Origin of the sequence: Halobacillus halophilus, assembly GCF_020171985.1 — a bacterium.
GTDB classification, from domain to species: domain Bacteria; phylum Bacillota; class Bacilli; order Bacillales; family Halobacillaceae; genus Halobacillus; species Halobacillus halophilus_A.
Genome location: NZ_JAIVAL010000013.1, coordinates 128,844 through 153,294, shown reverse-complemented (window position 1 = coordinate 153,294; position 24,451 = coordinate 128,844). Strand labels below are relative to the sequence as shown.

24 protein-coding genes are annotated in these 24,451 nt (G+C 42.1%); 15 read left to right on the top strand and 9 right to left on the bottom strand.

The window, feature by feature from the left end; all coding sequences use genetic code 11:
• Positions 1-442 precede the first annotated feature (442 nt).
• From LCM11_RS17505 to LCM11_RS17485, 5 genes are all read right to left on the bottom strand, one after another.
• Complete coding sequence (locus LCM11_RS17505) at positions 443-1,603, bottom strand: M24 family metallopeptidase (protein ID WP_224895584.1); 1,161 nt, start codon at positions 1,601-1,603, stop codon at positions 443-445.
• A 137-nt stretch (positions 1,604-1,740) separates the two neighbouring features.
• Complete coding sequence (locus tag LCM11_RS17500) at positions 1,741-2,451, bottom strand: GntR family transcriptional regulator (protein ID WP_224895583.1); 711 nt, start codon at positions 2,449-2,451, stop codon at positions 1,741-1,743.
• A gap of 125 nt (positions 2,452-2,576) precedes the next feature.
• Positions 2,577-5,162, bottom strand: coding sequence for a YfhO family protein (locus tag LCM11_RS17495; RefSeq protein WP_224895582.1), 2,586 nt, complete (start codon positions 5,160-5,162; stop codon positions 2,577-2,579).
• Between the two features lie 12 nt (positions 5,163-5,174).
• Positions 5,175-5,561, bottom strand: coding sequence for a GtrA family protein (locus tag LCM11_RS17490; RefSeq protein ID WP_224895581.1), 387 nt, complete (start codon positions 5,559-5,561; stop codon positions 5,175-5,177).
• The gene (locus tag LCM11_RS17485) at positions 5,530-6,486 is read right to left on the bottom strand and encodes a glycosyltransferase family 2 protein (protein WP_224895580.1); all 957 of its coding nucleotides are present in this window, start codon (positions 6,484-6,486) and stop codon (positions 5,530-5,532) included. The genes LCM11_RS17490 and LCM11_RS17485 overlap by 32 nt, the downstream gene beginning before the upstream one ends.
• A 252-nt stretch (positions 6,487-6,738) precedes the next feature.
• On the opposite strand from LCM11_RS17485, the gene LCM11_RS17480 reads away from it, so the two are divergent.
• The 5 genes from LCM11_RS17480 (at position 6,739) to cydC (ending at position 12,457) form a co-directional block, all read left to right on the top strand.
• Positions 6,739-7,524, top strand: coding sequence for an alpha/beta hydrolase (locus tag LCM11_RS17480; protein WP_224895579.1), 786 nt, complete (start codon positions 6,739-6,741; stop codon positions 7,522-7,524).
• Between the two features lie 226 nt (positions 7,525-7,750).
• Positions 7,751-8,203 carry an NUDIX hydrolase gene (locus LCM11_RS17475; protein WP_224895578.1) on the top strand — a complete coding sequence of 151 codons (453 nt, stop codon included), beginning with the start codon at positions 7,751-7,753 and terminating at the stop codon, positions 8,201-8,203.
• A gap of 118 nt (positions 8,204-8,321) precedes the next feature.
• The gene (locus LCM11_RS17470) at positions 8,322-8,849 is read left to right on the top strand and encodes a topology modulation protein (RefSeq protein WP_224895577.1); all 528 of its coding nucleotides are present in this window, start codon (positions 8,322-8,324) and stop codon (positions 8,847-8,849) included.
• 162 nt (positions 8,850-9,011) lie between these two features.
• Entirely contained in the window at positions 9,012-10,751 is a 1,740-nt protein-coding gene (gene cydD, locus LCM11_RS17465) for a thiol reductant ABC exporter subunit CydD (protein WP_224895576.1), read from the top strand.
• Positions 10,748-12,457, top strand: coding sequence for a thiol reductant ABC exporter subunit CydC (gene cydC / locus LCM11_RS17460; RefSeq protein WP_224895575.1), 1,710 nt, complete (start codon positions 10,748-10,750; stop codon positions 12,455-12,457). Before cydD ends, cydC begins: the two co-directional genes overlap by 4 nt.
• A gap of 127 nt (positions 12,458-12,584) precedes the next feature.
• Here cydC and LCM11_RS17455 read toward each other — a convergent pair whose 3' ends face one another.
• A complete protein-coding gene (locus LCM11_RS17455) occupies positions 12,585-12,959 on the bottom strand; it encodes a hypothetical protein (protein ID WP_224895574.1) in 375 nt (124 codons plus the stop codon).
• A 129-nt stretch (positions 12,960-13,088) separates the two neighbouring features.
• Between LCM11_RS17455 and LCM11_RS17450 the strand changes: the two genes are divergently transcribed.
• The 4 genes from LCM11_RS17450 to LCM11_RS17435 all read left to right on the top strand — a co-directional run bounded on the left by LCM11_RS17450 (position 13,089) and on the right by LCM11_RS17435 (position 16,151).
• On the top strand, positions 13,089-14,033 hold the full coding sequence (locus LCM11_RS17450) for an MBL fold metallo-hydrolase (protein ID WP_224895573.1): 945 nt from the start codon (positions 13,089-13,091) through the stop codon (positions 14,031-14,033).
• Positions 14,034-14,170: 137 nt separating this feature from the next.
• Positions 14,171-14,548, top strand: coding sequence for a carbonic anhydrase (locus LCM11_RS17445; protein ID WP_224895572.1), 378 nt, complete (start codon positions 14,171-14,173; stop codon positions 14,546-14,548).
• A 63-nt stretch (positions 14,549-14,611) separates the two neighbouring features.
• Positions 14,612-14,839, top strand: a complete 228-nt coding sequence (locus tag LCM11_RS17440) for a hypothetical protein (RefSeq protein ID WP_224895571.1) — start codon at positions 14,612-14,614, stop codon at positions 14,837-14,839.
• 187 nt (positions 14,840-15,026) lie between these two features.
• Positions 15,027-16,151: an NAD(P)/FAD-dependent oxidoreductase gene (locus tag LCM11_RS17435; protein WP_224895570.1), complete on the top strand. Its 1,125-nt coding sequence runs from the start codon at positions 15,027-15,029 to the stop codon at positions 16,149-16,151.
• A 242-nt stretch (positions 16,152-16,393) separates the two neighbouring features.
• Here LCM11_RS17435 and LCM11_RS17430 read toward each other — a convergent pair whose 3' ends face one another.
• On the bottom strand, positions 16,394-16,816 hold the full coding sequence (locus LCM11_RS17430) for a VOC family protein (protein WP_224895569.1): 423 nt from the start codon (positions 16,814-16,816) through the stop codon (positions 16,394-16,396).
• A gap of 145 nt (positions 16,817-16,961) precedes the next feature.
• Between LCM11_RS17430 and LCM11_RS17425 the strand changes: the two genes are divergently transcribed.
• Positions 16,962-17,192, top strand: a complete 231-nt coding sequence (locus LCM11_RS17425) for a hypothetical protein (protein ID WP_224895568.1) — start codon at positions 16,962-16,964, stop codon at positions 17,190-17,192.
• Between the two features lie 92 nt (positions 17,193-17,284).
• On the opposite strand, the gene LCM11_RS17420 is transcribed toward LCM11_RS17425, so the two are convergent.
• A complete protein-coding gene (locus tag LCM11_RS17420) occupies positions 17,285-17,944 on the bottom strand; it encodes a type 1 glutamine amidotransferase domain-containing protein (RefSeq protein WP_224895567.1) in 660 nt (219 codons plus the stop codon).
• Between the two features lie 193 nt (positions 17,945-18,137).
• Between LCM11_RS17420 and LCM11_RS17415 the strand changes: the two genes are divergently transcribed.
• The 3 genes from LCM11_RS17415 (at position 18,138) to LCM11_RS17405 (ending at position 22,507) form a co-directional block, all read left to right on the top strand.
• Positions 18,138-18,476, top strand: a complete 339-nt coding sequence (locus LCM11_RS17415; protein ID WP_224895566.1) for an ArsR/SmtB family transcription factor — start codon at positions 18,138-18,140, stop codon at positions 18,474-18,476.
• A 14-nt stretch (positions 18,477-18,490) separates the two neighbouring features.
• The gene (locus tag LCM11_RS17410) at positions 18,491-20,626 is read left to right on the top strand and encodes a heavy metal translocating P-type ATPase (RefSeq protein ID WP_224895565.1); all 2,136 of its coding nucleotides are present in this window, start codon (positions 18,491-18,493) and stop codon (positions 20,624-20,626) included.
• Between the two features lie 387 nt (positions 20,627-21,013).
• Positions 21,014-22,507 carry a UDP-N-acetylmuramoyl-L-alanyl-D-glutamate--2,6-diaminopimelate ligase gene (locus tag LCM11_RS17405; protein ID WP_224895564.1) on the top strand — a complete coding sequence of 498 codons (1,494 nt, stop codon included), beginning with the start codon at positions 21,014-21,016 and terminating at the stop codon, positions 22,505-22,507.
• 41 nt (positions 22,508-22,548) lie between these two features.
• Here LCM11_RS17405 and LCM11_RS17400 read toward each other — a convergent pair whose 3' ends face one another.
• Complete coding sequence (locus tag LCM11_RS17400; protein WP_224895563.1) at positions 22,549-23,088, bottom strand: HD domain-containing protein; 540 nt, start codon at positions 23,086-23,088, stop codon at positions 22,549-22,551.
• 146 nt (positions 23,089-23,234) lie between these two features.
• Here LCM11_RS17400 and LCM11_RS17395 point away from each other — a divergent pair, with 146 nt between their 5' ends.
• Both LCM11_RS17395 and LCM11_RS17390 read left to right on the top strand, forming a co-directional pair.
• Positions 23,235-24,173, top strand: a complete 939-nt coding sequence (locus tag LCM11_RS17395) for a bifunctional riboflavin kinase/FAD synthetase (RefSeq protein ID WP_224895562.1) — start codon at positions 23,235-23,237, stop codon at positions 24,171-24,173.
• A gap of 25 nt (positions 24,174-24,198) precedes the next feature.
• A complete protein-coding gene (locus LCM11_RS17390; protein ID WP_014641494.1) occupies positions 24,199-24,447 on the top strand; it encodes a YuzB family protein in 249 nt (82 codons plus the stop codon).
• The last annotated feature ends 4 nt before the right edge of the window (positions 24,448-24,451 follow it).

Genomic DNA, 24,451 nt, shown 5'->3' with positions numbered 1-24,451 from the left:
ATCGGCAGGTTATTCCACTAACGGGCCGTTTTGTTGAAGACTCAGTTTCGAGATAATTCGGGTCCGTTACGGTATGTGAAGAAGGGCTGGTGGGGAAATAACTCGTCTTGTTCCATCACCCAGACCCTCGAGACATAAGCCGTTCATCAACGGACGGAAAGACCACGGTCCTTTTGATGCTCGGCTTATGCTGGTCGTGTCTTGTGGGGTGATGCCACATTTGAACACTTTCCTATGACCCTACATGAAGTAGGGTCGAACGACCCTGCATCGTGCAGGGCCGAAAAGCGAAATCGTCCCCCGCAGGACCAAATTCTCACAAAAGGCTCGAAACTGAGTCTTCAAGTAACGGGAGCTTATGTGTAATAAGCAAGCTGGAGATTTATTAATAAAAGCCTCAACTTCCCAGGTTAAAGGGAGGTTGAGGCTTTTGAATTAACCATTATTTTAATAAACGATGCTCAAAAGGAAAGTCGGAGAAGTTTTCTACGCCATCTTTCGTGACGAGAAGCTGCTCCTCTAATTTGACTCCTTCTTTGCCGCCAGGAGAGCCAATATAGCTTTCTACAGAAAGCACCATATTTTCTTGAATAACCCCGTCATAGCCTTTTTCTTCGAAGTCCTGCGGATAGACAATATAAGGGTATTCTCCGCTTAAGCCAGTACCATGAGCTACCGTAAAGTAACGATTGGGGAAGAACTCATCCGGAATCTTCCAGCTTTTTTCAGCGTACTCCCGGAAGCTCATGCCAGGTTTTAATAAGTCAATATTATACTGAATCTGCTCATAAGCGGTCTGATACAGGCGTTTCTGCTCGTTCGTAGGCTCCGAATCTCCACATAGAAATGTTCGGCTGATATCAGTGAAAAAACCGAAGGGACCATTCATATCCGTATCAAAAGCAACAAGTTCTCCTTCGTTAATCACCTTATCACTGCATTCCTGGAACCATGGATTTGTACGATTCCCAGAGTTTAGAAGCCGCGTTTCCACGTAGTCTCCACCTTGAGCGATGTTTACCTGATGTAGATGTGACCAGAGTTCATTTTCTGTAATCCCGGGTTCCAAAGCCTGCTGCATACGGATCATACCTTCTTCTGCCGTACGAACAGAAATTTTCATCGCTTCAATTTCCTGCTTGTTTTTAATACTTCGGGCATGTTCAATTGGTTCCTGTCCGTCTCGGACGTCTATCCCTTGTTTAGCAAGCTCCACAGCCCCTACAGAAGGGATATAATCCACAGCAAGTTTCTTATTGGAACCTGCATGCTGAGCCATCAAATCAGCAATTTCTTTTGCCCATTCTTTCGCATTATCATAAAGGTTCTCACCAGATGCTACATAAGATAAAGTGATAGCTGGTCTAACTTCATCAATGGTTTCCAGTCCTTCTGACAGATGTTCACAATTAGGGAAATCGAACAGGGTGATAGGGCCTTCTGTTGGAATAAATACATAGCGGCCCGGGTTTCTCAGCATAAATACCTGCATGTTCCTGCTGCCTGTTGCATAACGCAAGTTCACTGGATCAAAAATCACGATACCGCCGTATCCCAGTGCTTTTAATTGTTCGCGAACACGGCCCAGTCTGTATTGACGCATACGGACAAGATCGATCTGAGTTTTATCATGTCGGTTACTCGTCAGTTTAGAGATAGTAATTCCTCCTCATTCACGTTTCTGTATTACCTAACATATTACAATAAGATATAACTTATTGCAATAGGAGGCGGAGAGAGCTAACTGCCAATTTCTACTTTATAATTAAAGCTGGAAGGGAGGTATTTAGTGCGGCTGTATTCGATAGGCTTTACCCCACTGCCCGTTGTTATCCGTTCAATATCAATGAGAGCTTCTCCGGGGATGATTCCTAATACATCCGCTTCAAACGAGGTGGCATTAGATGCAGATACATCTTCTTGAATATTCGTATAATAAATTCCTTGTTCCCCTAACCTCGGGAAGATATCAAATGACGTATCCATATCATTTTCTATGGTTTTACCGATAGAGTAGGGAAGAAACAATTGTTGAAATGAAATTGGTCTTCCATCAGCTAATCGGACTCTTTCAATCAGAAACATCTCTTCCTCTTCAGTGAGCTCGAGGGCATTCCGAGCGTGAAGCGCATGCGAAGCCTTGCCGGAACGAATTACTTTTGTTGAGAAGTGGGTTCCTTTTTCATGATGGAGGACGCCGGGATTTACTCCTTCTTCCGGAGGAATGGTGCGCACTCTCGCAGGAGATCCTCGCCGGGTTTCCAGCACCCCGTTCTGAACGAGCTCCCGTATTGATTGCCGAATCGTGGTTCGGCTTACATTGTACATCTCTATTAACTGACTTTCAGAAGGGATCGATTCCCCTGGCTTCCATACTCCATCTTTCACGTTGTGAATCATTTTATTTTTAATTTGGATATATAAAGGCAGTTTTCTTTGATTTTCAGCCATGTTAAAACTCCTTCAGAATGGATTGAATCGTTTCCTCTTGCTTTTATTTTAAAGGAGCTTATGTATTCATGCCAGCTTGTCTACAATTTGGCATACGAAAAAGGACGCCCTGAGGACGCCCTTTTTTACCATTTGTGTGTTCTTCGGATCCATAAGAAGGAAAGGAGAACGGAGAAGAGGCATACGGCAAGCGTAGCTTTGAAGTAAGGGGGGTAGTACGTAAAGGATACATGGTTCTGCCCTTCTTCAAGTTCTGCGCCAAGATAGGCATAGTTTGAACGTAAGACTTTTTTTGATTCTCCGTTAACCTCCACATGCCAGCCTTTTTCATAAGGAACCGGAATCGTAAGGAATTGATCCTTCTGGTTGTTATTCAACTGAATATCTATTTGGTTTCCATTCGCAGCTACACTGGAAACCTCATCGGCTTCGTTATAGGCTTTGTTAAGTATGTCATAGGTTGTGTAGTGCATTTCAAGTTCGGCCAGTTGGTAATCACCCTGCGGTACACGTATGGAAATTCTTTCGTCAGCTGGAACGCGGATTGTTACATCGTTCATTCCAGTTCGATAAAAGGACTCCCGCGATTTTCTCGATGTTCGGTAATCATTCACATACAAGGGAAACCACGGAGCGGATTTGACGTTATTTTTTATATAAAAGGATACATAGATATCTTCTGCATTTTTAGGAACCGAGTTGAGCTGCAAATCTAAGCCGCCAGTTCCTTCGGTTACCTGCAGCCGCTCATCCTGATAACTGCCTCCTACTGCTGTTACCTCGGCGTCATCCATCAGATCCGGGAGCGGATTAACGGAAGAAGTTTCGGAATCCGGATTCTCTAATATGATTCCTTCAAGCATTGCTTGTTCCCGCTTAATCATGGAAGCATCTGATAGGGAATCTACACTATAAACCTTACTTGTCGTACGTGCGAAGGGCAGCAGCTTTGTATTTCGATAGACTTGATAGTTACTGCTTTCTATATAAGGTTCAAATCCATAAGGTATATTCCTGTCAGAACCCTTTTTAGTCATAATGTATTTCCCGCTTAAGGCGCTGTACAAATTGGCCCGGTCACCGAATCCGGAATAACGGCTGATACTCTCTTGCTTCATATCAACTTCCATATCCTCATAATACCAATAGAGGATGTGTTCATTTAATATACTTGAATAGACACTGGTGCCGCTGAAATCTTGAATAAGCGGGATATTATTACGGTCATCCATGCCTTTCCATTCGAATCGATAGAAGGGACTTGGATCTTTCTCCTGGACACGGTCCACCAGCTGTTGCTGTTCAGGAGAAGCATATCCATCACTAAGGATATAATCTTTAGTGGTTTCTTCTAAATTTCCTTCTTTATAAAGTTTGTCATGCTGATAAACGTTCATCATCCCTGCGTTTAGCAGCACAATGATGACGCCTCCTGCTATCCAGGTTTTTTTATGCTGAATACTAAGTAACAGGAAAGCTGCTATGGAGATCCCTGCTTGATACAGCATGTATTGATCAAATACGCTTTCGATTTGATAGTAAGGATCTCTCCAGGCAAAAAAATAATAGCTAAGACCTGTGAGTAAGGTCGCCACGAAAACTTCCCATCTTTTCACCTGAGCCATAAATTGCAGACCTGCTGCGACTAAGCCGCCAGCTGCAAAAAAGCCCAGGTATTCAAAACGGTGCCGTGGGGCAGAGAAGCCGTTAAAGGCACTTCCCATAAATGGACTGAAGTGAAAAAGGATAAATAGGAGTGTCAGGACAGCAAACAACCGGAATATTTTGTTTTTATAAAAAGAAAAGAGAAATAGAAAAAGCACCACAATGGTCGAAAGCAAGAATGTGCGGCTGTCGAGCAGCATATTATCGCTGAAGTCAAAAAGCGGTCGTTCTTGATTAAAAGCTGGTCTGTAGTTATGAAAGTAAGCGTATAAAGTAGGGACAAAAGAAATAGAAGCGGCTCCCATTCCCAGTACTACTGAAATGACATAGAGCTTAAGCTGCTGAAGTTTTCCTGTTTCTTCTTTCTGCAGGGAAATAAGCCAGCGAGCGAGAATATAAATGCCAGCGAAAATGAAGCTTATATAAGCAAAGTAGAAATTGTTAAACATCGTTGCGGCAATGGCGAAAATAAACCAGCCGGGCTTTCGTTCACGGATGATTTTTTCAATCCCCAGAATTAAAAGGGGGACGAATAAAAAGGCATCTGCAAAAAATTCCCAGTAGGATACGTGTCGGAAGTAAATAACGGAAGCACCGTAAAGAGCTGCGCCAATAAAAGATGGAATAGTACGGAGCGACATATATCTAAAAACATAGGTAGTAAGCAAAATGACAAGGGTCATGCGAATAACGCTGCTGAATATAATAGCCTGAGCCCAGAACAGAGAGTCGGGCTTTCCAATTACGTGCAACAACTCCAATAAAAAGACCACTCCCACCGTTACAAGGAAGAAGAGGTTTGTGGAGAAGTAATAACCCAACTGACCGAAAAATCCTCCTCCAAAACCGAAATCGAGCGAATAAAAGAAATTCCCGCTCGTGTAGTTTTCGTATAAAAATTGTTTGAAGGGAATCATTTGGTTCAGCCCGTCATTTGGCCCTGCCATGAACGTTCCATCCATCCATTGTCTTAAAAAGAATAGATGGGATAAGGTGGCGATAAGCAGACTTGAGAAGAATAGTATCGTGATTTTTTGTTTATTCATAAGGGACCACCATTATTGTTTTAATATTTTACTTGTGACGATAAAGGTTATCGGAACGGTGAAAAATACTGCGATCAGCGGCGCAATATTGCTGTTTAGACTAAGCAAATCAACCAGCACAAAGACAAGAATGGATGAAACGCCTACGTTGACCACTTGAGTTAATGGGAACTGCAGGAATTTCTTGAGTGTCGGTTTTACTTTATAAGTGAAATAGGTATTTAGAAAAAAAGAAATAACAAAGCTTATGAGAAAGCCCGTTATGTGAGCTATCATATAATGAAAATTAAGTAAGTTATGGAGGAATAAGAACACAATGTAATAATTAAGAGTGTTCATTCCCCCAACCAGGATAAAACGTGTAAGTTCATTGTTTAGTGAGTTGATCTTTAATGTCATGAATATTCGTATCCTTTACAAGATAGTGTGGACGGCGTTTAACCTCATTATAGATGCGGCCTATATATTCTCCAATGACCCCAAGACTTAGCAATTGAACACCGCCAAGGAACAGGATCGCTGAGATGGTGCTGAAATAACCAGGTACCGCAATACCTGTTCTGATAATTTCTATAAAAATAAAGCCGATGTATCCAAGCGATAGTAATAAAGTGAGGAGACCTGCATAAAAGCAAACCCTAAGTGGTTTGGTATTGAAAGAAACAAGGCCGTCAATTGCGTAGTTTAACAGTTTTGAAAATGACCACTTTGAATCTCCTTCCTGTCGGCTCACATTTTCATAATTAATCACTTTTTCTTCGTATCCGACCCAGGAAAACAGTCCTTTAGAGAAGCGGTTCCCTTCACTTAGTTTTAAAATGTCATTGACGACGGCTCTGCTTAACAGACGAAAATCGCCAATACCATTTTCTAATGTTACGTCTACCAGCTGATTGATAACTTTGTAGAAGGTTGAGGACAGGGCTTTTCTGACGGGAGACTCTCCCTTTCGAGTGCGACGGGCAATTACCTGATCATACCCCTCTTCATATCCTTCAACCATAGCTGGCAGGAGAGAGCTTGGGTGCTGAAGGTCTGCATCTAGAATAATAACAGCTTCACCCTTTGATTTTTCAAGCCCTGCAAGCATAGCTGCCTCTTTCCCAAAGTTACGAGTGAAGGAGATATATTTTACTTGATCATGAGTAGAAGCAAGCATCTGGATCGACTCTAACGTATGATCCTGGCTGCCATCATCAATAAAGATGAGTTCATAATCGTAATGGAGGGGCTCCATTTGATTGTGTATAGCCTCATAAATTTTAGGAATATTTTTTTCTTCGTTAAAAGAAGGCAGAATTAACGATATTATTGAATTATTCATTCTTTCACCTCAAGATTACATGGTCAAGGAGCCATGATTATACTTCCTTTTCTTTTTTTCCTCTAACATCTTCCCTTAAATTTGATTTGTTAAGCGTATAGAAAAAGGAAAGGTACTTCCTTCCTGATTTTGATTATACAATTCTATTATTCTGAATAATGGGGAATAGGAAAAAGGAAGCCGTGAAAATGTACACGAAATATAACGTAAGAGAATGATAAGTCATAGTGATGAAGGGGCGTGCGGAAGTAGATGCTAAAAGTTTTTTCAATTAACTCCAAGTGTTTAAATGATTCACGAACAGTCAGAGTCTATACACCAGATGATTATGGTGAAAAAGGAAAAAGCTATCCTGTTGTTTATATGCATGATGGTCAAAACGTTTTTCGCGATCAATCAGCTATAGGGGGCATATCCCTGAACTTAGAACACTTTTTAGATCGAAATAAGCTTGAAGTCATTGTGGTTGGAATAGATTCGAAGCCTGGAGAACAGAGAAAAGTCGAATACTGTGCATGGGAAAATGGACAATACAGCCGTGACATGATGAAAGATGAAAGTCGGATCGGGGGAGGCGGAAAACAGTACATAGAATTTGTTGTACAGGAGTTAAAGCCGTATATTGATCAAAACTACTCCACTAACCTGGATCAATCAGCCATGGCTGGAATTTCACTAGGTGGTTTAATTTCCACTTATGCTATGTGTAAATATCCAAGCCTCTTCAAAAGAGCGGCAGCCATATCATCTGCTTTTTTTCGTAATCAGGAGGAAATGGAAATACTTGCTCATAGCGCTGATTTATCTACTGTGGAAAGGTATTATGTTGATTGCGGAACTCTGGAAGCAGGGAGTGATGAGGAAACGATTAATCAGGGGTTCATAGAATCAAATCAACGCATGTACGATATAGTAAAGCATAAGATCGAACCTTCTAAATTCAAGATTATTGATGGTGGGGAGCATAACTACACTCACTTCCGCCGCCGAGTTCCAGAATTCTTCCCTTTCTTAATAGAGGGATGGAAGTCGGACTGATAAAAAGGGTAGAGCTTTCTGAAAGAAGTAGAATAGATCAGGCGAGTATGTCTGCGGGTAAACTCCCCATTCTGCGGCACTGCGCTATTGCCCCATCCCAAGAGTAAGCTCTTGGGATGGGGATTTTCATGGGAATAAATACCCTGAATTAACTTGATAACCAAAACTTGAAACAAACGTTGGTCAGACTCGTAGAAAATAAAATACGAAGAAGGGATGTGAAATAGTGAAAGACTATGTAAAAGATTTGAGAAATCTCATTGGAACCCGCCCCTTAATTATTGCGGGGTCTACAGTCTTGCTTCAGAATCCAGATGGTAAAATTTTGTTCCAATTCAGGTCGGATACAAAGGAATGGGGTCTGCCCGGAGGAGCGATGGAGCCAGGTGAGAGTTTCCTTGAAACGGCAGAAAGAGAGCTGCATGAAGAAACAGGGCTTGTTGCCTTGAAATATCTGCCCCTTGGGACTATATCTGGAAAGGAACTTTATTTTCAATACCCAAACGGAGATGAAGTCTACAATATTATCAGTGTATTCCTGGGTACTAATATAGAAGGGACTTTAAAAATAAATGATCCTGAGAGTTTGAGATTATGCTATTTCTCTTATGAGGATCTGCCTGAAAAATTAGATGAGAGAGCAAGGTTGATCCTGGAAACATATCGAAGTTCTTTATAAGGATAGGAAAGCAGGTGGTGAATGTTGAATTCCTGGAGAGAGTCGCATCTATACGCCATCCTGGAGCAGAAATGGAATCGTTAGAAAATTATTCGGTTTATGAACGGAGGGGAAAGGATTGAAACGGATTATGGTGATGGGAATTTCTGCAGGAGCAGGAAAATCCACCTTTGCCAGACAGTTGGGAGACCAGCTAAATATAAGGGTTTATCATCTAGATGCTTTTTACTGGAAACCAGGCTGGATTGAAGCAGGATTCCCAGAATTTAAAAGCAAGCAGGAGGAAGTTGTGGAAAGGGACTCCTGGATTATTGAAGGGAATTATAGTTCGACCTACGACCTGAGGGCTTCCCATGCAGATACTATTATTTACCTGGAGCTTCCGCTTCTTCTTTGTCTCTACCGTGTCATTAAAAGGTGGTGGCTCCACCGCGGAAAAACGCGTGCAGACATGGGGGAGGGGTGTGAAGAGAAGCTGGATCTTGAATTTATTAAGTTCATTGTTACCACCTATCACCCTCGTAAGAAAAAAATGAAAAAGAGGCTGGAAGCTTTTCAAAGCATGAGCCCTGATAAAAAGATAATTGCTTTAAAAAGCAGGAAGGAAATCAGAGATTTCTTAAAGTGCGTCGATTCTGAAGGTTAGTCCAGACTTTCGAGGGTATGTGACGCGAATGATAAGGAAAAAATGAATAGAAATTGTCATAAATTCATCAGTTCTATCCTTAGAAGTTTGGAACAGGATGCATTATAATGAAATTAATGTGTGAATTAATTCACAAATAGCTTCAGTTAGGAGTTCATATAGATGAAACATTTGAGCAAATTAGCCTTTGGTCAAAGAAAAGTGATTCTGGCTTTGTTCATCATTTCTCTTATCATTGGTGGAACGATCATAGGACAGGCTTACTTTTTTGTAGCCATTGTGGACCGTATCTTTTTAGAGCAGCAATCGTTTCAGGACATTGTTCCGCTGCTCGCTGGACTTTTACTTGTGCTGGCTGGACGGGCAGGGTTTACGTGGCTCCATGGTCGAACCGGTGTGAAAATGGCCGCCCGTGCAAAGAGTCACTACCGTCAGGCTATCATACAAAAATTTTCAAGAAATCCTATTCAAGCATCTCTGAAAGGGCAGTCGGGTCGTAAAGTAAGTGTACTTATGGATTCAGTAGACGAAATAGACGGCTATTTTAGTAATTACGTACCGCAAATGATTCAGACGGCTGTGATTCCGCTTATGATTCTCATTGTGGTGTTTACGCAGCATATTTACTCCGGACTTATCATGCTTATTACCGCTCCGTTTATTCCTTTTTTTATGGCAATTGTTGGAGTGATGACGAAGAAAAAGTCAGAAGAACAAATGGAGAAACTTTCCGCTTTCTCCGGTAAGTTCCTGGATACGCTTCAAGGCTTAACGACGTTAAAGCTATTTGGAAGAGCTCAGAAGCAGAAAGATGAAATAGAAAAGAGCAGCCTCGGCTTTCGGGATGCTACGATGGGTGTTCTGAAGGTAGCCTTCATTTCATCGCTTATGCTTGAGTTTATATCCATGCTCAGCATTGGTCTGATTGCACTGGAAATTGCCATTCGTTTGGTGGTATATGAAAGCGTTCCGTTTTTCTCTGCTTTTTTCATTTTGGTATTAGCCCCTGAATTTTACTTAACTCTTAAAGATTTCGGCAGTGCATTTCATACAGGACGTGGAAGTTCGGGTGCTGCCAATCAGCTGACAGAGGAGCTGAATGAAACGGAATCTTATGTAGAGTGGGGAGAAGGCAAACTATCTGCAGGGTCTAAGCCTCCATCTTTAGAACTTGATCATGTGCAATTCAGCTATGGAAAAGAAGAGGGGTTATTTGCACTGGAAAATATTCAGGCAACGATTCCCGCATATTCACAAACCGCGATTGTCGGGAGAAGCGGTTCAGGTAAATCTACCTTGCTTCATGTGATAGCTGGGCTGATCCAGCCTTCAGAGGGGCGAGTGAAAGTAAATGGGGAAGCTCTTTCCTTTTACCAGGAGCACGAATGGTTTAAGGAAGTCAGTTATATTTCTCAGCATCCTTATTTATTCTCGGGAACCATTGCTGAAAATATTGCGATTGGCGGACGTGGTAATCACTCAATGAATGACATTAAAGCTGCTGCTCAGAGAGCGGGAATTGCAGAGCTTATTGAATCTCTGGAGCGCGGCTATGAAACGCCTGTTGGAGAGGCAGGCCGCGGACTTTCAGGGGGGGAAAAGCAGAGACTTGCCATCGCCAGAGCTTTTTTAAAGCGCCCTTCGGTTATCCTTTTCGATGAACCCACCACGGGACTTGATTTAAAGACGGAGCGCATCTTGCAGGAATCTATGAAGGAGCTCTCTAAAACGTCAACCGTTATTACAGTAGCGCATCGTCTTCACACGATCAAAAACGCCGACCAGATCTTGTTCTTAGATCAGGGGAATCTGTCTGCTTTAGGACCTCATGAAGTATTATTGGAGAACCATCCGGAATATAGAGAGATGGTCCGGCTTCAGCAAGGAGGAACGCCAGCATGAAAGACATCAGCCAACTGATAAAGCTTGTGGCAATGGAGAAAAAAGATGTTCTGTTATCAATTTTGTTTGGTTTTTTAGCTGGAATGGCGGCTGTCGGTCTTTTTGCCTCAAGTGGCTATTTGATTTCTAGAGCCGCTCTTGTGCCGCCTCTATATGCGCTCACGGTGCTGATTGCCTTTTTGAAATTATTTGGATTTGCAAGGGCTTTGGGACGTTACGCTGAGCGTTACTATTCCCACCGCGCGACTTTCACGATGCTAAGTAATATTCGAGTGGCTTTTTTTGAAAAGCTTGAACCTTATGCTCCGCGTGTTTTTCAAAAATACAGGAGTGGTGATCTACTGGCTCGGATTGTGGGAGATGTGGAAAGCCTGCAGAACTTTTTCTTAAGGGTCTATTATCCACCGGTAGTTCTCGTGGTCATCTTTTTAAGTACGATTGTGTTTACGTCGATCTTTTCTACGTCAATTGCAATCGTATTGCTTCTTGGGCTGGTCCTTACAGGAGTGTTTGTTCCCTATTTATTTTCTTTACGGCAGAGAACGATTGAAAATAGAGTAAGGGAATCGCGAGGAGAATTATCGATAGATGTAACGGAATTTCTTTATGGATTCCGTGACTTGAAAATTTATCAGCAATTGGAGACTAAAGAGGAGCGGCTGCATGAATCCTCTGCTTCTTATATTAGAGAACAGGAGCGGGAAGGTATGCAGAGAATCTTCAGCCATTCCGTTAATACGCTGGTGTCTTTACTAATCTCCTGGGTGGTATTGGGACTGGGAGCTTATCTAGTTGCGCGAGGCGACTTAAATGGCTTGTTTTTAGCGATGCTAGTGATGATTTCGCTGACGGTATTTGAAAATGCTACACCCATGGCCGTCCTTCCGAGTCACTTAGAAGACAGTAAACGTGCTTCCGGACGACTATTTTCAATAGGCGATGAAATGATGGAGGATCATGGAAGCCTGCATCTGGACGGCGGGGAGTCATACGGATTTGAATTGAGCAGCGTAGATTTTCGTTTTCCTGAGGAAGAGCGGCAGACTTTGCAGCAAGTAAATTTGAAGATTCCAGCCGGTTCCAAGACCGCTCTCGTCGGTCCAAGTGGGTCAGGTAAATCAACATTACTGCAGCTGCTATTAAAAATTCATATCCCCGACCAGGGGGAAATTCATTTAAATGACCACCCATTGGATCGTATTGATCAAGAGAGTGTTTGGAGCAAAAGCAATGTCGTGCTGCAGGAAAACCACTTCTTTTATGGTACTGTTCGGGAGAACCTGCAATTAGCTAAAGATGACCTGACGGATGAGCAAATGCTGGACGCCCTCCGTGACGTAGAGCTTGGTTCTTTCCAGTTGGACTATCCCGTTTTTGAGAAGGGGGAAAATCTCTCTGGGGGAGAAAAACAGCGTCTGGCAATTGCACGGGCGTTGCTGAAAGGAGAACCACTCTGGATACTGGATGAGCCTACTTCTTCTATAGATGCTTTAACTGAACAGAAAATTTATGAACGTTTATTTAATCAGGCAGAGGGAGATACTCTGATCCTGGTTAGTCACCGTCTTACAGGTCTTGAAGTCATGGATCAGATTATTGTGATGGATGAAGGTACGATAGTGGAAAAAGGAACTTACCGCGAATTGATGCAAAAACAAGGCTACTTCTATGAAATGAAACAAATTGAAAAAACCATCTTCGGATAAAAGCAATCTGAATCCAAAAAATTCCACCTCAGGTCATCCATTTTATGGATGACCTGAGGTGGTTTAATTTTTCCGGAAGTCAGGGAGGAGACTTGGAGAGATTCCCTGATTTCCGCCTGGTTCACGATTAATAGTAGTACGGATAATATGGATACTGATAGTAAGGATAAGGAGTAAAGTAAGGAAAAAGGGCAAGGGCAGTTAATCCCGCAATAGGGAGTACAGACCGTCGGAAACGACGAGCTCTTCTTCGACCATAACCACCATAACCGTATTGACGATTGTCTGAACTTGAATTTTGAGCTTCACCTTTTTCATCTACCATGACATCCTCACTGATCAGCATGGTGATTTTATCATTTCTCACATCAATGATAATTCCATCCACTGTGCTCCCGTCCTCAAGTGTAACCATGACGTGGTAATACTTGTGTTGTTCGCACTGGCTTTCAGTAGGTTTCATGGTAGACGGCTGCTGGTACATATTCCTTTCGTCTGTCACTGTTAATCAACTCCTCACAAAACCATGATATTCACCTATGGAAAATTTGTGACAAACATCCAGAACCCAGGGTGTTATTCTATCCATATTTTAGTAAAATGTAGAAAAAGGAAAGGTAAGGTGGAGACATTGGACAAGAAAGCACCGATAGAACTAGGAAACGATATCTATTTAATTGATGGGTTTGACTTAGGGTTTGAAGGCCGCACAGGTACATATGTCTTACAGTCAGAGAAGCTTACTTTAGTAGAAACAGGTCCCAGCCCTTCTGTACCAAGAATTCTTGAAGGCTTGAAGGATTTATCCCTCGCCGCTGAACAGGTGGAGTATATTATTTTAACTCACATCCATCTGGATCATGCAGGTGGGGCTGGCTTGCTGCTTCAGGAATGCCCAAATGCTAAAGTTATTGTGCACGAAAGGGGAAAACGGCACTTAGTTGATCCTTCCAAGCTGATTGCGGGGGCCCGTGCTGTATATGGGGATAAATTTGATCAGCTGTTTGATCCCATTCTTCCTGTTCCTGAAGAAAAAATAGTTACGAAAGCGGATGGAGAGACACTGGATATTGAGAAGAACCGACGCTTAACTTTTTATGATACTCCCGGGCACGCCAAACACCACTTAGGAATCTTTGATTCAAAAAGCCAGGGTATTTTCACTGGAGATACTGCAGGCATTCGCTATCATCAAACTGAACATAAGGGCTTAACTTTTTTTCTCCCTACGACATCACCGAATCAATTTGATCCGGAAGCGATGAAGCAATCGATTGAGCGTTTTCGCGCAATGAACCCGAAGCGGCTGTTTTTCGGCCACTTTGGTAAAACTGAAAATCCTGAAGAAGCTTTTGACGAAGTCATGGAGTGGATTCCGATTTTTGTGGAAGAAGCTCGTACAGCATGGAACGAGAACGAAGGAATCGCAGGTATAGAGCAGCGGCTCCATAGACGCATTGCGGAATATTTAAATGGAAAAAACATAACGGAAGACCATCCCGTTTTCGAATTATTACGCTTAGACTTTGAAGTCTGCGCGATGGGACTGGCCGATTACCTTCGTAAGCAGTTATAATGACTATTATAAAACGTTTAATTAGAACAGCTGACCTTAATGTAGTCAGCCTGTTCTATACTTTTAAAAAAGGATCATCCATTTACGGCTAGATTTGATAAACTATTAGATGAATATAAATATCAGGAGGTAATGTTATGAGCAAAAGAGAATTTGTGACAGCCATTAATTGCATGGACGGAAGAGTCCAGCTGCCAGTCATCCATTGGATGAAGGAGAAGTACGATGCCGAATACGTAGATATGATTACCGAAGCAGGACCAACTCGTTATTTACTTGAAGGATCAAAGGAAAATCTAGAAGCTATGCAGGCGAAAGTAGGAATTTCCTGTGATAAACATGGTTCTGACGTCATTGCAGTCGTAGGTCACCATGACTGTGCAGGAAACCCTGTTCCTAGAGAAGAAAAAGTAGATCAGATTAAGCAATCGGTAGAGCTTGTCCAGTCATGGGGCTATCAGGCAGAGGTTATTGGTCTCTACGTAAATAATCAGTGGGAAGTAGAGTTTATTTGATAGAGATATAAGTACTTAATTGTGAATTAACAGGGGTTTTAATTGGTAAAAGGAGAGAGTCAGATGGAGCAGGCCAGCTGGTTTGAAATAGTAGAAGATGAATGGGATCCTATTTATTTAGAACTGCAAAGGTTCTCCAATGATAACTGCCGTATGGTCACTATCCACCCGTTTACAATCACAAAAAATAATTTCAATCTATATGAAATACAAAATGAAGACGTACATGATTGTGTAAGTACCATAGACCAGTGTTACCGTTATCTTTGTGAATATTGCAAGCATAGTTGAAAGTCAAAAATAAATGTGTCCATTCGCAAGTTATAGCTAACGGAGCACGTGTGCTCAGTCCTGTTTACAAAGCTGCCTGCTTTGAAGAAAGAGAGTTGATCTTTCTGGTATATTCACGTTTGAGACACCTTCTCATCTGTTGTAAAATAACTGATTAGTGAATCTAAGAGGAAACAGGGTGTTAGATGTGACTAGATATATTGTGGTAGGTGCAGGAATTCTTGGTGCTTCAACGGCATATCACTTAGCAAAAACAGGGGCTGAGGTGACTATTATAGACCGAGAAGATCAGGGACAGGCTACCGAAGCGGCTGCCGGGATTGTATGCCCGTGGCTTTCTCAGCGTCGAAATAAAAAGTGGTATCAGCTTGTCAGAGGAGGCGCTAATTATTATCCTGAACTAGTGCAGTCGCTGCTGGACGATGGAGAAGCAGAAACAGGCTACAAGAGAGTCGGAGCGATCAGTTTGCATACCGATAAAGATAAGCTGGATAAGATGGTAGAAAGAGTGTTAAAACGGAGAGAAGATGCGCCTGAGATCGGAGAAGTAACTCGGCTTTCTCCTGCGGAAACATACAAGCTCTTTCCGGTACTTTCAGAGGAGTATGGGGCGGTACATGTAAGTGGAGGGGCCCGAGTGGATGGACGCTTAATGAGAGACGCTCTGCTTAATGCAGCCAAGAAGCATGGGGCTGTTCTGGTTAAAGGAGAAGCTTCTCTTGTATATAAAAAGGAAGATATCAGAGGTGTCCAGGTAGATAGTCAGTTCTATGCTGCCGACCAAGTGATCGTGACAGCAGGAGCGTGGGCAAAAGAATTGTTTACTCCTTTAGGCATTGATTTTAAGGTTACGTTCCAGAAGGCTCAAATTATCCATTTGAAACTAGCTGAGAAAAATACAAGTGAATGGCCTGTAGTTATGCCTCCCACCAATAAGTATTTATTAGCTTTCGGCGGAGGTAGAATTATCGCTGGATCCACGCATGAAGATGATACGGAATTTGACAATCGGACGACTGCGGGAGCCATTCATGAAATCTTCGACCAAACACTCAGCTACGCTCCAGGCTTATATAACAGTTCCGTTCTTGAGACACGTGTAGGATTCCGGCCATTTACGCCTGGATTTCTTCCAGTGTTTGGTTATGTACCAGAGCATCCCGGACTGCTGGCCGCTAATGGTCTCGGGGCATCTGGGTTAACTTCCGGTCCATTTCTGGGCTCTGAACTTGCTAAACTTGCTCTAGGTCAGGAAACAGAGCTTGACCCTGCTGATTATGATCTCTCAGAAGCGATAGAGATCATGCATTAGAATGAGTGACAATTCTACGGGGTCAACGTTCGTTCTCACTAGAGAAAACATCTTTTACATTTTGCGATAAAAAGACCAAATCACGATGTGATTTGGTCTTTTTTTACTATGCTAAGACAAGGTGAGAGGGGAACATTTGAATAACCATGTTAAGCTTCCTGTTTTCGCCCTTATTAATAATGGGTAGATTGAAAGGATTATAGAAAGTGTTAGACTCTGCCCGATTTTATTAAGAATCTGACCTAAGATTTTAGTTCTGGATAATCACAATACTCAATGATAGTTCCCTCTGTATCGGCTGGATTTAAATAAATTAAACGCCGTCCATGCTTGTTTGTTCGAAGTGACCATTCTAGTGTGCGGATGCCTTTGGTTTCAAGTTCTTTCAAAGCTCGATCAAGATCTCCTACATGATAGGCCACATGATGGACACCTTTTCCTTTCTGCTTAATAAATCTGGCAATAGGGGAAGTGGTATTGTTAGTAGGCATGAGAAGTTCAGTCCTGTCACCATCAATATCAATGATGGCAATTTCACTTTCCACGCCTTCTGCTTCGCTTCGGTAGCGGTCGATTAACGTTCCACCCAATTCATTCGTATAAAAAGCGATGCTGTCTTCTATATTTCGAACGGCAATACCGATGTGGTCTAATTTTTTCTTCATCCAAGCCCTCCTTCTTCGTACGAATCATTCTACCATACGACTCTATTTCTACTGCAAGATACTAGCCTTTTTATTCCATTTACTGGTTAATTGTACAAGATAGAACCTTTCTGCGACATAGAATAGTAGCAGGAGGTGAAACTCTATGCATGATCTACTAAGAAGTACAGGTGGACTGGGGTTAGCGATATTTACACTCTTTTTAGCGCCCGTTGCTCTTGCGGGAATAGCAGCAGCCGCTTTATTTGCAGGTGGCCCTCTAGCCGTTCCTGTACTTGTAGTCGTACTAGTTTTAGCTGTACTCTGGTTAATTATCTACTTCCTGTTTGTTCGCAGACTTTTTGACTGTGTTTGCGGCCGCCATCACCACAAATAACACCTGAGTAACTCTTGAAGCGCTCTTCCCGGGAGCGCTTCCCTACATAAAGAAGGCTGACATCCCGCTTGGATGTCAGCCTTCCTCCACTATTAACCTAGTTGCTTAACAAGTTCTTTTGCGACAGCCTCAGTAGACTGAGGGTTTTGACCGGTGATCAAGTAACCGTCTACTTCATAATGAGTACTCCAGTTAGGTCCTGAAGAAACTGTGGCACCCAGCTCGTTCAATTTACTTTCCAATAGGAAAGGCATGTACTGATCAAGAGTGGTTTCAGCTTCTTCTGAGTCCGTGAAGGCACTGACACGTTTACCTTTAACCAGTGGCTCGCCATTAGATAGAGTAGCTCCTGTAAGTCCTGCAGGGCCGTGACAAACGGCTGCTACATATTTATCAGCTTCGTAGAAGTTACGAAGCAGTTTCTGAAGAGTTTCATTATCAGGAAAATCGAACATAGTTCCATGTCCGCCTGGCAAGAAAACAGCGTCAAACTGTTCAGCTGAAAAATCAGCGATTGGTGCTGTGTCTTCCAGGTGAGGTTTTGTATCTAAAATCTCCTGCGGTTCATCTTCGCTTACACTGTTTGGATCCACAGGTACAACTCCGCCGTTCGGGCTTGCTACCGTTACTTCATAACCGTGTTGTTTGAATTCGTTGTAAGCCTCTCCGAATTCAGAAAGCCATACGCCTGTAGGTGTCTCATCAGTGATTTTATCATGATTAGTAAGCACCATTAATACTTTCTTAGCCATATAAAATTCCTCCTTTAATATAAGAAACGTTTGGAATAGTTTTTTATTTAACGCAGCATCATGTGCTAAAAGAATAATTCCCAATAAAAATGTGGAATAAACATGGGCAGAACATGGTTGACAATAAACACATTCCTGCATACGATAGATGTATATATGAATATATGTGCATATAAGGATGGTGGAGAGTCATATGGTTAATGAACCGAAGAAAGAAGATCAAAAGGAAAAGCAAGAAGTGGAAGGGCTGGATGAGGAGACACTGTTCGTTGTTTCCCAAACGTTTAAAGCTTTATCTGACCCGACACGCATACGCATCTTACATCTTCTATGCGAACAGGAGATGTCCGTTAACCAAATTGCAGATACATTAGAGTTAAGACAGTCAACCGTTTCACATCAGCTGAGATTTTTGAAGAATTTGCGTCTAGTTAAATACAGAAGAGCAGGAACAACACTATTTTACTCTCATGATGATGAGCATGTCATCAATGTCCTTCAGCAAACGATCAATCACGCTCTACATCACTAAAGGAGAGGGAAAGAATGAAGGAATACAAACTCCAGGGGCTGTCCTGTGCAAATTGTGCAGCCGAAATGGAAAGTGAAATTAGAAAGTTAGATCACGGAGACGCTGCACAGCTGAAGTTTAATTCAAGTAAACTTGTCGTCGATGAACAAGTAAACTTAAATAAAGTGCGTCAAATATTAAAATCAGATGGAGCCTCGCTTATAGAAACGAACGAGCATGGAGAGAAAGGTCACCACGATCATAATCACTCTCACGGTTCCAATATGAAGATGCTGGTTTTTCTATCAAGTGTGATCTTCGGACTTACGTTTTTATTGCAAAGCTATGTTTCAGGCTATGTGTTAATTATGATGTACGTAGCTGCCATGGCTCTCAGTGGTTATCAGACGTTTATTAAAGGTGCCAGAAATTTAGTGAAGCTGAAATTCAATATTGATACGTTAATGACCATTGCATTGGTAGGAGCCGTAGCTATTGGAGAGTGGAGAGAAGCCACAATTGTAGCGATCCTATTCGGTTTAAATGAATACCTGGAAGGTCTCGGAATGGAAAAGGCCAGAAATTCCATGGAACAGCTGCTCAAAGTGGCTCCCAAACAAGCCACTCTGATACTTGAGAATGGATCCGAAAGAGTTGTACCAATTGAATCCCTCGAAGAGAATGATGTCGTACTTGTAAAAGCTGGTGAAAAGATCCCGTCCGATGGAATCGTGATAGAAGGGTTTAGTTCGGTAAATGAATCGGCTATTACCGGCGAATCATTGCCGGTTGAAAAGGCGTCGGGTGAAAAATTGTATGGAGGCAGTATTAATAATGAAGGCCTTCTAAAAGTGAAAATAACGAGAGCTTATGAAGATTCCTCCTTAGCGAAAATATTACATTTAGTTGAAGAAGCACAGGAAATGAAAACTCCAACCGAATTGTTTATTAATCGCTTTGCTAAGTACTATACTCCGGCGATCATGCTGATTTCCCTTCTGGTTATGGTTGTACCGCCTTTGTTATTCAGTATGGAATGGGGATCGGCACTTTATCAGGGGCTTGCAGTCCTAATTGTTGGCTGCCCGTGCGCGCTTATTTTATCTTCCCCCATTGCTATCGTGTCAGGAATTACAAAAAACGCCCGCAATGGGATATTGGTAAAGGGAGGCGTGTTTCTAGAGCAGCTGGGTAAAATAGAAAGCATAGCTTTTGATAAAACAGGAACATTGACCAAAGGGGCACCCACGGTCCAGACCACGAGAGTATATGATCCAGAGCGCTTTTATACAATAGCTGGTTCGATTGAAAAGAATTCCTCCCATCCGATTGCCAAAGCCGTGATGGCCGAAGTTAACGCTAAGAACTCAGCATTAAAAGAGCCTTCGAAAGTAGAAGCTCTGCCAGGTAAAGGGATTTACGCTGAAATTAATCACGCCCCTTACTTTATGGGAAGCGAACAGACGATTACTCACTTGGATCTATCCAAGGAACAGCAAAAGGATATTGAGTTTTTGAAAGAGGCAGGATATACGCTGGTCATTGTTTCAAGTGAAGAGGAGATTCTGGGATTATTCGGGATCGCCGACGAGATAAGAAATGAAAGTAAGTCCCTGATTAAAGAACTGCACTTGGCGGGGATTAAGCACACGATTATGCTTACAGGAGATCACAAAAAAACAGCTGAAAAAGTAGCAGGTGAGATTGGGGTAACCGATGTATATGCTGGTTTGCTTCCTGAGCAGAAAGTAGAACAAGTAAAGAGATTAAGTAAAGGTACAAAGCTTGCTATGGTGGGAGACGGAATTAACGATGCTCCCGCTTTAGCTACAGCTGATCTCGGTATTGCTATGGGGAAAGGAACCGATAGTGCCATTGAGACGGCAGATATTGTCCTTATGCAGGACCACCTTGGTAAACTGCCAAGTTCTATAAGAATTGCCAAGCAAGTGAATCGAGTCGTTAAGCTTAATATTTCTCTTGCTTTAGGATTGAAGCTTGCCGCGCTGCTCCTAACGATTCCTGGATGGCTTACACTATGGATAGCTATCTTGTCAGATATGGGGGCTACGATTCTTGTCACCCTCATCAGCTTAACTGTAATGCTGCCGAAATCAGCTGTTTCAACCTCTGTAGTAAATAAAGAAGCTGACGTGCAGGTTGAGACTTGATCAATATGCCGCAGCAAGTTTGGTGCTGTGGCAATGTTTTATTCTTTCTAAACAGATTGTTACCATTTAAGTTCTCCGATCGAATACAGATTTATTCTAATAAATAAGGCAAATAAACCCACCTCAGGTCATCCATATTTTGGATGACCTGAGGTGGGTTTATTTGGGAATTACCTGGGCGTTGTGCCTGTTTTTCATTTATTAGAAGTCAAAAGCGTTTGCCTGCGTTAAAATAAGGGAAAAGGTTTAATTAATCTAGTATGGGCACAGGGGTATTAAAGGCCGGAAGATGATGGGTTTATTTCCGTTAATCAATTAGAGAGAACATACATATTTTAACGCAAATCTGACGACGCTAACTATTATATTATGAGTGAGGAAACAACTATGATGATACATTTTGATCAATTCAAACATTTGAATATAAAGCGTATATACGGTCCTGATTACCAGGAGGTAGTACATCTGGCCTTTCACTCCAAACGAGTAGAGAGGAATTTTGCTTTCTTCAGTATCAAAGGAGAGAGCTTTAATGGAGATCAGTATGTAGAAGAAGCGGTTCAAAATGGCGCATCACTTATTATTGGCGTGAACGAATCGTTATTTCTGGAGCATAGTCAAATGTACCCTCATTGTACATTTATTGTGGTGGAAGACGTTAGAGAAGCCATGGCTTCCTTTTCAAAATTCTTCTTCGGCAATTCAGATGAACGTTTAACAACAATTGGGGTAACAGGTACAAATGGCAAGACTACAGTAACGGCCTATGTTCGTTCTCTATTAACCCTTCTAGGCATGAGAACGGGATCGATTGGAACCACGGGAATCTGGTCGTCCCAAAGAAGGTTCGTTTATAAAAAGAGTACTCCTACCACTCCCGAATCTTTAGACTTGCATCATATCTTTCGTGATTTAGTGGAGGAAGGCGACCATGCGGCAGTTATGGAAGTATCATCCATTGCCCTTGATCAACAGCGTGTAGAAGGAATAACGTTTGATGTAGCCATTCATACTAATTTTTCAGAAGAACACCTCGAGTATCATAAAACCATTGAACATTATAGAGAATGCAAGATGAGACTCTTCCATCAAGCCGTTCACAAAGTGGTTAATATAGATGACGATGGAATGGGAGAAGACCTCTTAAAACTCCAGGATGAAAACATGATTACCTACAGTATTCAATCAAACAGCGAGGCTGACCTTAATGCAGAAAATATTGAAGTGACTGAAGAAGGTTCCATTTTTGATTTGTCTTTCAATGGAACTACAAATAAGGTTTATGTACCTGTGTATGGAACCTATAATGTTGCAAATGTACTGTCCGCTATAGGAACATCCCTGCTGCTTGGATTTACGCTGGATGAAGTTTTAAACGTTCTTCCAAAGCTTGAGGGGCCAGAAGGAAGATTCCAGGTGATTCAAACTCCGCACAACCAAAAAGTTATTCTGGATTATGCTCACACTCCGGTCGCTTTGGAAAGATTGTTGGAGGAAGTAAAGAAACTGGATTACCGCCAGTTAATTGTGATGATAGCCGGTATTGGAATCCGGGACTTTAATAAGATGCCCAAAATGGCTGCTGCGATTGAAGGAAAAGCCGATCAAGTGGTTGTAACTGTTGATCATCCAGGCTACCACCATCCCCAGGTCATCATCGACCAGGTAATGACGGGGTTCAAAGAACCTGCAGCTCCTAATATTCATACAGCCCAGACCCGAGCTGAAGGAGTAAAAAGGTCTCTTGAACTCGGTAAAGAAAACGACATTATACTTCTTACTAGTGGCTGTATAAACAATGCCCAGATTGTAAGAGGAGAAGAAATTCCGCATTCCGATGAAGAAATTATCGACAGTTATTATCGCCCTGTAATGTTATAACTCAGTGGGAAGGACGGGGAGCGCAGGCCTTCCCACTGAGTTTAATCAAACGTTTGTTTAACTAGTTTCCGGTACGTGTTAAAAAAAGCCGGAACATCCTTCTCCTTTAATCCAACTTCCATCACTTCTGCTACAGATTGATAATACCATTTCTGGTGTCTGTAATCCGCGTTAAAATTACTCCACACCTTGTCCCCATTCACCTCTAAATCCGTAATCAACGATTGAAGATTATCTAGTTTGTCAGCCACTATTAGTGCTTTTAGCTCTAATGAACCTTCTCTAACAGATTGGATAGTGTGGCTTTTGCGTTCTTGCCAGGATTTGCTTTTGTCTTCGGTGTGAGCTTCGACTAAAGCTTTAACATCTAATCCAAATTCTTTTTCAATGTCTTGCAGTGTATAAGACGTATCTTCTACTACGTCATGAAGATAGCCCGCGCATACTATTTCCTGTCTGAATCCTGCCTTTAGTAATGAATCTGCCACTCGTTCAGGGTGTACGAAGTAATCCGTATTTGAATTTTTCCGCTTTTGTCCTCTATGGGCTTCAGCAGCAAACCGGCTAGCTTTCTCAATCATCAGATCACCTCCTATGTAAGAGCTTCTTGCCTATTATTAAACACCACGTGCAGAACAGTTGCAAATGAGAGCGAGTGTTGCTTAAATAGGACATGGTATTATATAATTAGTAGGTTTAATCATTATACTAAAGGGGAGCAATGGAGATGGAGATATTTGAAGTAACGGCACATCCGCCGCAAAACTCAGAGCCTGTCGTATTAGTAATCGGTAAAATGGACGGAATGCATCTTGGGCACCAACACCTTCTGAATGAGGCAAAAAAACTAGCTTCCTCTGAGGATAAAATTGCTGTTTATGGATTTTCTGATCATCCTAAATGGGTGCTAAAAGGAGACCCTGAATATGCTTCATCTCTATCTTCTTATCAAGATAAAATAAGGTTGCTTCAAGGATATGGAGTGGACCGTTACTATCATGTTCATTTCACAAAAGAGTACGCCAAAACCTCTCCAGAAGAATTTGTCTTCGAACATTTAAGTCAATTAAATATCTCGCACATTCTTGTCGGGGAGGGGTTTCGCTTCGGTAAGGGGAGAGGTTCTGATGCACAGGGGCTTACTGACATCTGTAAGGAAATAAATGTACCTGTGAAAATAGTGCCTCACCTAAAAATGAATGGTGAAAAGATCAGCAGCACAAGAATACGGTCTCTCGTTCAAGAAGGAAAAATGGAAGCCGTTCAATCCATGCTTGGGCGTCCTTTAGAAATTACAGGAGTAGTAGAAAAAGGGGAGCAGCTTGGTCGTGAACTAGGGTTTCCTACTTTGAATTTGGGAGATATTAAGGAATATGTAGAAGTAAAACCAGCTGTCTATCTAGGAGTGGTTAAACTTCACCGGGAGGCTCCCGAACATTATTATACGTTAATTAGTGCCGGTTACCGTCCAACGGTAAACGGTGATTCTTATAAAGTGGAGGCATATGTTCTGGATTTTTCAGGAGATGTTTACGAACAGACGGTATCTGTAAAATTCCTGCGTCACCTTCGGGATGAGGTGGATTTTAAAGGAATGGATGCACTGGTAGAAGAGATGAAACAGGACGAACGTTACGCACGAGAAATTTTAGGATTATCATCTTAGTCATTACAGAAAGGAGTATTTAACCATGGGGGTAGTAGTAGTCGAAGTTTGTGACGGTAACTTAATAACAGAGCTTGATATTGAAGACATTATTGAGTCCGAATACCCTGAAGTGGCGGTACTCATGAACGAATGTCTTTCTTTCTGCGGCATGTGTGCAGTCAGACCTTATGCTATTGTAAATGGCACACGTGTTTTCGCTAAAACGTCAGAAGAAGCTTTGGATAAAATCCGTACAAAGATTGAAGAAGAACTTGCTGTGTATGCAGATTAAGGCA

Bases quoted from the DNA above. Each gene is read 5' to 3' on its own strand.
- cydD (WP_224895576.1), top strand. From the start codon at position 9,012: ATGAAACATTTGAGCAAATTAGCCTTTGGTCAAAGAAAAGTGATTCTG.
- LCM11_RS17490 (WP_224895581.1), bottom strand. From the start codon at position 5,561: ATGACATTAAAGATCAACTCACTAAACAATGAACTTACACGTTTTATC.
- LCM11_RS17390 (WP_014641494.1), top strand. From the start codon at position 24,199: ATGGGGGTAGTAGTAGTCGAAGTTTGTGACGGTAACTTAATAACAGAG.
- LCM11_RS17420 (WP_224895567.1), bottom strand. From the start codon at position 17,944: ATGGCTAAGAAAGTATTAATGGTGCTTACTAATCATGATAAAATCACT.
- LCM11_RS17485 (WP_224895580.1), bottom strand. From the start codon at position 6,486: ATGAATAATTCAATAATATCGTTAATTCTGCCTTCTTTTAACGAAGAA.
- LCM11_RS17480 (WP_224895579.1), top strand. From the start codon at position 6,739: ATGCTAAAAGTTTTTTCAATTAACTCCAAGTGTTTAAATGATTCACGA.
- cydC (WP_224895575.1), top strand. From the start codon at position 10,748: ATGAAAGACATCAGCCAACTGATAAAGCTTGTGGCAATGGAGAAAAAA.
- LCM11_RS17395 (WP_224895562.1), top strand. From the start codon at position 23,235: ATGGAGATATTTGAAGTAACGGCACATCCGCCGCAAAACTCAGAGCCT.
- LCM11_RS17410 (WP_224895565.1), top strand. From the start codon at position 18,491: ATGAAGGAATACAAACTCCAGGGGCTGTCCTGTGCAAATTGTGCAGCC.
- LCM11_RS17405 (WP_224895564.1), top strand. From the start codon at position 21,014: ATGATGATACATTTTGATCAATTCAAACATTTGAATATAAAGCGTATA.
- LCM11_RS17440 (WP_224895571.1), top strand. From the start codon at position 14,612: ATGGAGCAGGCCAGCTGGTTTGAAATAGTAGAAGATGAATGGGATCCT.
- LCM11_RS17415 (WP_224895566.1), top strand. From the start codon at position 18,138: ATGGTTAATGAACCGAAGAAAGAAGATCAAAAGGAAAAGCAAGAAGTG.
- LCM11_RS17505 (WP_224895584.1), bottom strand. From the start codon at position 1,603: ATGCGTCAATACAGACTGGGCCGTGTTCGCGAACAATTAAAAGCACTG.
- LCM11_RS17400 (WP_224895563.1), bottom strand. From the start codon at position 23,088: ATGATTGAGAAAGCTAGCCGGTTTGCTGCTGAAGCCCATAGAGGACAA.
- LCM11_RS17495 (WP_224895582.1), bottom strand. From the start codon at position 5,162: ATGAATAAACAAAAAATCACGATACTATTCTTCTCAAGTCTGCTTATC.
- LCM11_RS17425 (WP_224895568.1), top strand. From the start codon at position 16,962: ATGCATGATCTACTAAGAAGTACAGGTGGACTGGGGTTAGCGATATTT.
- LCM11_RS17500 (WP_224895583.1), bottom strand. From the start codon at position 2,451: ATGGCTGAAAATCAAAGAAAACTGCCTTTATATATCCAAATTAAAAAT.
- LCM11_RS17430 (WP_224895569.1), bottom strand. From the start codon at position 16,816: ATGAAGAAAAAATTAGACCACATCGGTATTGCCGTTCGAAATATAGAA.
- LCM11_RS17445 (WP_224895572.1), top strand. From the start codon at position 14,171: ATGAGCAAAAGAGAATTTGTGACAGCCATTAATTGCATGGACGGAAGA.